The sequence below is a fragment of the Bradyrhizobium sp. genome, from assembly GCF_049798375.1.
In the GTDB taxonomy this organism is placed as follows: domain Bacteria; phylum Pseudomonadota; class Alphaproteobacteria; order Rhizobiales; family Xanthobacteraceae; genus Bradyrhizobium.
The window spans coordinates 1-6,954 of record NZ_JBARGP010000030.1 but is presented as its reverse complement, the minus strand read 5'-3'; the positions used below and the strand labels follow the sequence as shown (position 1 = coordinate 6,954).

The 6,954-nt window shown below is 62.8% G+C and carries 8 protein-coding genes; 6 read left to right on the top strand and 2 right to left on the bottom strand.

Going from position 1 to position 6,954, the window contains the following annotated elements; genetic code table 11:
- On the top strand, nt 1–1,927 hold a 1,927-nt coding region (locus WA702_RS01070; protein ID WP_425108674.1), incomplete at its 5' end, for a xanthine dehydrogenase family protein molybdopterin-binding subunit.
- Nucleotides 1,928–2,032: 105 nt separating this feature from the next.
- Complete coding sequence (locus tag WA702_RS01065) at nt 2,033–2,482, top strand: c-type cytochrome (protein WP_425108673.1); 450 nt, start codon at nt 2,033–2,035, stop codon at nt 2,480–2,482.
- Between the two features lie 89 nt (nt 2,483–2,571).
- On the opposite strand, the gene WA702_RS01060 is transcribed toward WA702_RS01065, so the two are convergent.
- Nucleotides 2,572–2,991, bottom strand: coding sequence for a CHRD domain-containing protein (locus WA702_RS01060; RefSeq protein ID WP_425108672.1), 420 nt, complete (start codon nt 2,989–2,991; stop codon nt 2,572–2,574).
- A 173-nt stretch (nt 2,992–3,164) separates the two neighbouring features.
- On the opposite strand from WA702_RS01060, the gene WA702_RS01055 reads away from it, so the two are divergent.
- The 3 genes from WA702_RS01055 to WA702_RS01045 all read left to right on the top strand — a co-directional run bounded on the left by WA702_RS01055 (nt 3,165) and on the right by WA702_RS01045 (nt 5,708).
- On the top strand, nt 3,165–4,085 hold the full coding sequence (locus WA702_RS01055) for a c-type cytochrome (protein ID WP_425108671.1): 921 nt from the start codon (nt 3,165–3,167) through the stop codon (nt 4,083–4,085).
- Nucleotides 4,086–4,239: 154 nt separating this feature from the next.
- Complete coding sequence (locus WA702_RS01050; protein ID WP_425108669.1) at nt 4,240–4,653, top strand: cupin domain-containing protein; 414 nt, start codon at nt 4,240–4,242, stop codon at nt 4,651–4,653.
- A 98-nt stretch (nt 4,654–4,751) separates the two neighbouring features.
- Nucleotides 4,752–5,708: an NADP-dependent oxidoreductase gene (locus tag WA702_RS01045; protein WP_425108675.1), complete on the top strand. Its 957-nt coding sequence runs from the start codon at nt 4,752–4,754 to the stop codon at nt 5,706–5,708.
- 219 nt (nt 5,709–5,927) lie between these two features.
- Here WA702_RS01045 and WA702_RS01040 read toward each other — a convergent pair whose 3' ends face one another.
- A complete protein-coding gene (locus WA702_RS01040) occupies nt 5,928–6,566 on the bottom strand; it encodes an HD domain-containing protein (protein ID WP_425108668.1) in 639 nt (212 codons plus the stop codon).
- 137 nt (nt 6,567–6,703) lie between these two features.
- Between WA702_RS01040 and WA702_RS01035 the strand changes: the two genes are divergently transcribed.
- Nucleotides 6,704–6,954 (top strand): GntR family transcriptional regulator (locus tag WA702_RS01035; protein WP_425108667.1); only part of this gene is annotated, 251 nt, incomplete at its 3' end.

The following is a 6,954-nucleotide window of genomic DNA, read 5'->3' as shown; positions in this document are numbered from 1 at the left end:
GATCAAGGTCGAATGGACCACGCTGCCGGCGGTGACCGGCGTCGCCAATGCGGTCAAGCCGGATGCGCCGCAGGTCTGGCCCGACCACAAGGGCAACGTGCTGTTCGACGTCGCGATCGGCGACAAGGCCGCGACCGACGAGGCCTTCGCCAAGGCGCACGCGGTGGCCGAGATCAAAATCGTCAATCCGCGCGTGGTCGCGAGCTTCATGGAGACGCGCGCAGCCGTCTGTGAATACGACGTCAAGAACGATCATCTGACGCTCACGGCCGGTAGCCAGGGCAGCCATCGCCTGCGCGATATCCTGTGCCAGAACGTGCTGAACATCCCGGTCGAGAAGATGCGGGTGATCTGCCCTGACGTCGGCGGCGGCTTCGGCACAAAACTGTTTCCCTATCGGGAATATGCGCTGGTTGCGGTCGCCGCCAAGCGCCTGCGCAAGACGGTGCGTTGGGCGGCTGACCGCGCCGAGCATTTCGTGGGCGACGCGCAGGGGCGCGACAATCTCACCGTGGCCAGGATGGCGCTCGCCGAGGACGGCAAGTTCCTGGGCATGGATGTCGACCTGATGGGCGACATGGGCGCTTATCTTTCGACCTTCGGGCCCTACATCCCGCATGGCGGCGCCGGCATGCTGCCGGGCCTTTATGACATCCAGGCCTTCCACTGCCGCGTCCGCACCGTCTTCACCCACACCGTGCCGGTCGATGCCTATCGCGGCGCCGGGCGCCCCGAGGCGGCCTATGTGATCGAGCGGCTGGTCGATGCTTGCGCCCGCAAGCTCGACATCAGCGTGGACGCGATCCGGCGCAAGAACTTCATCGCGCCGCGCGCGCTGCCCTACAAGACCGCGACCGGCAAGATCTATGATTCCGGCGACTTCAGCGCGCATCTGAAGCGCGCGATGGAGATCGCGGACTGGAAGGAGTTTCCCAAGCGCGCCAAGGCGGCGAAGAAGCATGGCCTGGTGCGCGGCATCGGCCTTGCAAGCTATGTCGAGGTCTGCGGGGTGATGGGCGAGGAGACCGCCAATGTGCGGCTCGATCCCAATGGCGACATCACCATCCTGATCGGCACGCAATCGAGCGGGCAGGGCCACCAGACCGCCTACGCGCAGATCGTCGCCGAGCAGTTCGGCCTGCCGCCCGAGCGCATCCACGTCAAGCAGGGCGATACGGACGAGGTCAAGACCGGGCTCGGCACCGGCGGCTCGGCCTCGATTCCTTCGGGGGGCGTCAGCGTACAACGCGCCACCCACGAGCTCGGCGACAAGCTGAAGCAGATCGCAGCAGAGGCGCTGGAGGCCGGCATTGGCGATCTCGAGATCAGCGACGGCCGGGTGCGCGTTGCCGGCACCGACCGCGCGGTCAGCTTCGCCGATCTTGCCAAGAAGGCGGACGGCGATGTCTCCAAGCTCAACGGCAGCGCCACCTTCGCTAGCGCCGACGGCACCTATCCGAACGGCACCCACGTCGCCGAGGTCGAGATTGATCCGGCCACCGGCATCATCAGGGTCGTCAACTACGTCATCGTTGACGACTTCGGTGTCACGCTCAATCCGCTGCTGCTGGAAGGTCAGGTCCATGGCGGAGCGGTGCAGGGCATCGGCCAGGCGCTGATGGAGCAGGTGGTCTATTCCGCCTCCGATGCGCAGCTCGTCACCGGCAGCTTCATGGACTATGCGCTGCCGCGCGCGGCGGATGCGCCGTCCTTCACCTTCGAGACCCACAACGTGCCATGCAAGACCAATCCGATGGGCGTGAAGGGCGCCGGCGAAGCCGGTGCGATCGGCTCATGTCCGGCGGTCGTCAACGCCATCATCGAGGGGCTGTGGCGCGAATACAAGATCGACCATGTCGATATGCCGGCGACGCCGGAGCGGGTCTGGATTGCGATCCGCGAGCAGCACCGCCGCCATAGCCTCTGACTTCAGCCGCAATTCTGGAATAGTTCGAAACCGCCGGGGTTGGGACGGATGATGAATTCGGCTTGCGCTCGGTGAGCCGTGATCGTGGCAATAAGGAGCTTAGGAATGAAGCGGACTGTGGTGGCTATCGGAGCGTTGTTGCTTGGGATCGGCGCGGTGATGGCACAACAGGATCTGGTCAAGCAGGACCGGGACACCATGAAAGCCAACGCCAAGAATCTCGGCGGTGTCATGATCGCAATGGTCAAGGGCGAGAAGCCGTACGACCAAGCCGCCGTCAGCGCTGCCCTGGCGCAGCTCGACGAGACCGCCAGGAAGCTGCCGACGATGTTTCCGGAGAGCCTGAAGGGCGCCAAGTTCGATGGCGATTACAGCCCGTCGCCGAAGCTGTGGGAGGACAAGGCCGGCTTCCAGGCCAAGATCGATAGCTTCGCCAAGGTCGTTACCGAGGCCAAGGCCCAGATCAAGGACCTCGATTCGTTGAAGACGGTTGCGCCTGCGATCGGCAAGGAATGTGGCGGCTGCCACGAGACGTTCCGCGTCAAGCACGGTTGATCAGACGATCGAAGGGCGAGCGCATCGCTGCGTTCGCCCTTCGCATGTCTACCATTGGTCACGTCCCCTCAGAGGATGTGACAGCCGTACTACTTCGTCACCTGTCCGCGGATTTCGCCACCCGGATTGGCCGCGGTGTGGACGTTGACATAGTACTTGCCGGCCTCGAGATCTGCCGCCTGCGTATCGGTCAGCGTCGCGCTGCCTTCGGCCGGGCTCGACGTCGCGTTGGGAATCGCGACCGCAACGCCGCCGTTCTTGCCGGGCTCGGCGGGACCGTGGAAATGCGCCGCGGTCGCAGGCCCCGTCAACCCCGAATAGGTCAACTTCCAGGTCAGCTTCTTGCTGGCGGGATCATAGTCGATGTCGGCGGTCCCGGTGCCGCTGCTGGTGGTCGCCGGCACCTCGGACTTGCCGTCCAGGGTGGCCTTGAATTTCTCGGCGCAGGCGGGGCCTGCGCAAGCCAGCGTTGCGATAAGAACGAGGGGAACGAAGGTCGTGCTGGTCATGATTTTCTCCCAATGAACGTCAAGTAACAATTCGCTCAACCGTGAGCTCTCGGCTTTATTCCCGGGCAATCGACAGGCGTCCGCGCGAAATTGTCAGCGCCGTCGCTGCCCGGGAACGGATAGAGTGATGATTATGAATGCGGATCCTGCTGGCTTGAAATGACGGATCGGTGATGCTGCGACACTTCCTGCTTGCCTTGATCGTCCTCGTTGCTGTTGTGTTCTCGGTCTATTGGTGGCTGACCACCCCGTCATCGGCAATCGCGATGGCGGCGCATACGCCCAATCTCGCCAATGGGCAGGAGATTTTCAACGCCGGCGGATGCGCGTCCTGCCATGCGGTCCCGAAGCAGGAGGATCGCCTGAGGCTCGGCGGCGGGCTGGCGATTGGCTCGCCGTTCGGCACCTTCTATGCGCCGAACATTTCGCCCGATCCGACCGACGGCATCGGGCGCTGGAGCGAGGCCGATTTCGTCCACGCGGTGATGCGCGGCGTCTCGCCTGATGGCTCTCATTATTTCCCGGCCTTCCCTTACACCACCTATGCGCATGCCAAGCTGACCGACTTGCAGGACCTGTTCGCGTATTTGAAGACGCTGCCGCCGGTGTCGGGCGGGTCACGCGAGCACGATATACGGTTTCCGTTCAACATTCGCCGCAATATCGGGGTCTGGAAGCTGCTGTTCTTCGACGCCAAGCCGTTCGCTCCCGATCCGGCGCACTCGGCGCAGTGGAATCGCGGCGCCTATCTCGTGAACGCATTCGGCCATTGCGCCGAGTGCCACAGCCCGCGCAACGCGCTTGGCGGCATCATTGCTTCGCAACGTTTCGCCGGCGGTCCGGACCCGGAAGGCCACGGCTTCGTCCCGAATATCACCGAGAGGGGGCTATCCGACTGGAGCGAGAGCGACCTCAGCTATTTCCTCGAGACCGGCCAGACGCCGGATGGCGACTCCGCCGGCGGCTCGATGGCGGCCGTGATCCGCAACATTTCGCAACTGTCCAAGAATGATCGCGCCGCGATCACGGACTACATCAAATCGCTGCCGCCGGTGCAAGGCCCTCCGAAGCCGCCGAAAAAGTCCGACAGTTAGTCAGGCTGTATTGATCGTCTCTGATGGCGAAGGGCGCGTTAGCGCCGTCTCGAACCATGAGCTCGCGTATCTTGGTACAGGATTTTTGTACGTTCTTGGTGCTTTTGCGCGGAGCAGGGTCGCAGCACTTCTCAGAGCAAAGGAGACGCTCAGCATGAAGCTGCAATCGATCATCGGCCTGGCCGCCGCCATGGCCATTGCCACCGCAACGTCCGCCGTCGCCCGGGAGACAGCCGAAACAGTCACCCCGCAGTTCAAGCAGGCGATCACCAATATCCCCGGCAAGTCACTGATCGCCGTCGTTGTCGACTATGCGCCGGGCGGAGCATCGCCTTCGCATACCCACGCCAAATCAGCCTTCATTTTCGGCTACGTCTTGTCGGGAGAGATCGAGTCCCAGGTGAATGACGGACCGATGCGGGTCTATCGAGTCGGTGAAAGCTTCTACGAGCCGCCGGGCTCTCGCCACACCGTCAGCCGCAATGCGAGCAAGACCAAGCCTGCAAAGCTGCTCGCCGTGTTCGTCGTCGATACGGACGACAAGGAACTGACCACGCCCCTCAAATAGGTCCGCCTGATCGGGGAGCAGGAAAGCGCCTCAAAGGAGACTCAGGAATGGCAAGCAGCCGCGTCGAAAATGCGTCCGAAGGTCCCGCCCGCGGCTCCATGTTGGCTTGGCGCGTACATGAATTTGGGCCACCAGAAGCAATGATCTTGGAAAAGATTCCAAGGCCAAGCCCTGGTCGGGGCGAAGTTCTTGTCCATGTCCACGCAGCGGGAGTGGGTCCCTGGGACGGCTGGATCAGGGCCGGCAAGAGCGCATTGCCGCAGCCTCTTCCTCTCACGCTCGGCTCTGATCTATCCGGAACGATTGTCGCCCTCGGACCCGGCATTTCCGAAATGGGCATTGGCGATCAGGTGTTCGGTGTGACCAATACCCAGTTCCTTGGCGCGTATGCCGAGTACGCTGTGGCCTCGGCTGGGATGCTTGCGAAGAAACCAAGCTCGCTGAGCTATGCGGAAGCAGCTTCCGTTCCCGTCGTTGCGGTCACGGCGTGGCAAGGACTGTTCGAGCAGGCCCGCCTCGAAGCCGGCCAGACGGTGGTCATTCACGGAGCGGCGGGAAACGTCGGAGCCTACGCGGTTCAGCTTGCTCGTCGCGCTCGCCTGCGTTCGATCGCGACCGCGGGGACCAAGGATATCGAATACGTGCGGTCCCTCGGCGCCGACAAGGTGTTGGACTATCACACCCAACGCTTCGAAGATGAGGTGGAGGATGTCGATGCGGTCTTCGATCTCGTCGGAGGCGAAACCCAAGCGCGTTCGTTTCAGGTTCTTCGCCGCGGCGGCAAGCTGATCTCCGCCGTGTCCCAGCCCGATCAACAGCGCGCGAAGGACCACGGCGTTACCGCGGCTTTCTTCTTGGTGAACGTGACCAGCGAGCGGCTGCGTACAATCGGCGAACTCATTGACCGCGGCGAACTGAAAGCCTGCATAGGTGCCGTCCTTCCGCTCGCGAACGGACGAGACGCGCACATGATGTTGGAAGGTCGACGATCGGCGCCGAAAGGTAAGATCGTTCTCGACGTCGAGGCCGCGGACGAAGTCACGGCGCGCGCTTGAATTCGGCCTAGCCATGAGCGTCGCCGACGTGGAATGCGCCACCCATGCCAAGGTTTGCCCCATGTGCCGATATCGGCGTGCCGCGCAGCGGGTTAGCAGGGACCGCCGGCAGCGTGGCGCGGCTGAATGCCGCCGCTACTCAGCCAAGCCGTTCCGGTGGCGAGCTGCGAGGAGGGCACGACCACCGCCGACCTCGACTTGACGGTGACACAGGTCGGCTCAGCTACGCCAGGGCGTGTTGCGGATGCGGGTGCACGCGTTTGGCTTGCGGAACGAATGATCGGAATCTTCGATGTAATCGACGTTGACCGTGCCGAATGTCGTTTGCGGCTTCTTCAGAGCAGAACAGGTCTGAACTTTGATGAACTCATTCTTGAAATCGCCGCGCGGATAGGCCGCGATGACGGCGTCGCGTTGCTCCGGCGTGTAGTCGTCGTATCCGATCCCGACGACATCCACCAGAACACCGGCATTTGTGAGCGCGATTTCGGGTCGCATGTATTGGGGAATGCCGGGCGTGGTATGCAGCGCGATCGCTTCCCAGACCAGATCCGCTTTGAGGTCGGCGATGCCATGGCTTCGGAGGAATTCGCGCGCCGCGTCGGCGCTGTCAACCTCGAACCGCTTTGTATCGGTATGATAAGCCTCGATAAGCCCCAAATCGTGAAACAGCGCTGCGACGTAGAGCAATTCGGAATCGAATTTCAGATTTTGCCGGACGCCCTTCATCGCGCCGAACACGAAGACGCGGACGGAGTGGTTGAACAGCATTTCGGTTTCGTGCTGCCGCACCAGCTCGGCGGCTTCGCGCGCGATCTTGCTATCGGGAATCTTGATGTCGGAAAAAACGCCGGTCATGGTCCAACTCCTGTCTCCGTGCTGCGATCTTCCCTGCGGGCGTAGATGCCTCGGAGTGCCATTGAGCGAATAGGTGCGTTCAGTCCTGGTCATAAAACAGTACCAAGATTGCCGAACTTGGCTGTACCATCCGGAGCATGGCGGCCCTTCCCATTCATCTCGATCGTGCCAAAAAGACCCCGCTGGCTGCGCAGATCTATTGGTCGATCAGAGAGGGCGTCGAGGACGGGCGGCTCGCCTCCGGCGCGCGATTGCCCTCTTGGCGCGATCTCGCGGCTCAACTCGGGGTCTCCCGCGGCACCGTCCGTGTGGCCTACGAGCGTCTCATCGTGGAGCAATTCGCGATCGGCCTGGGGGCGGCGGGAACGCGTGTGGCGGAGCGCCCGCC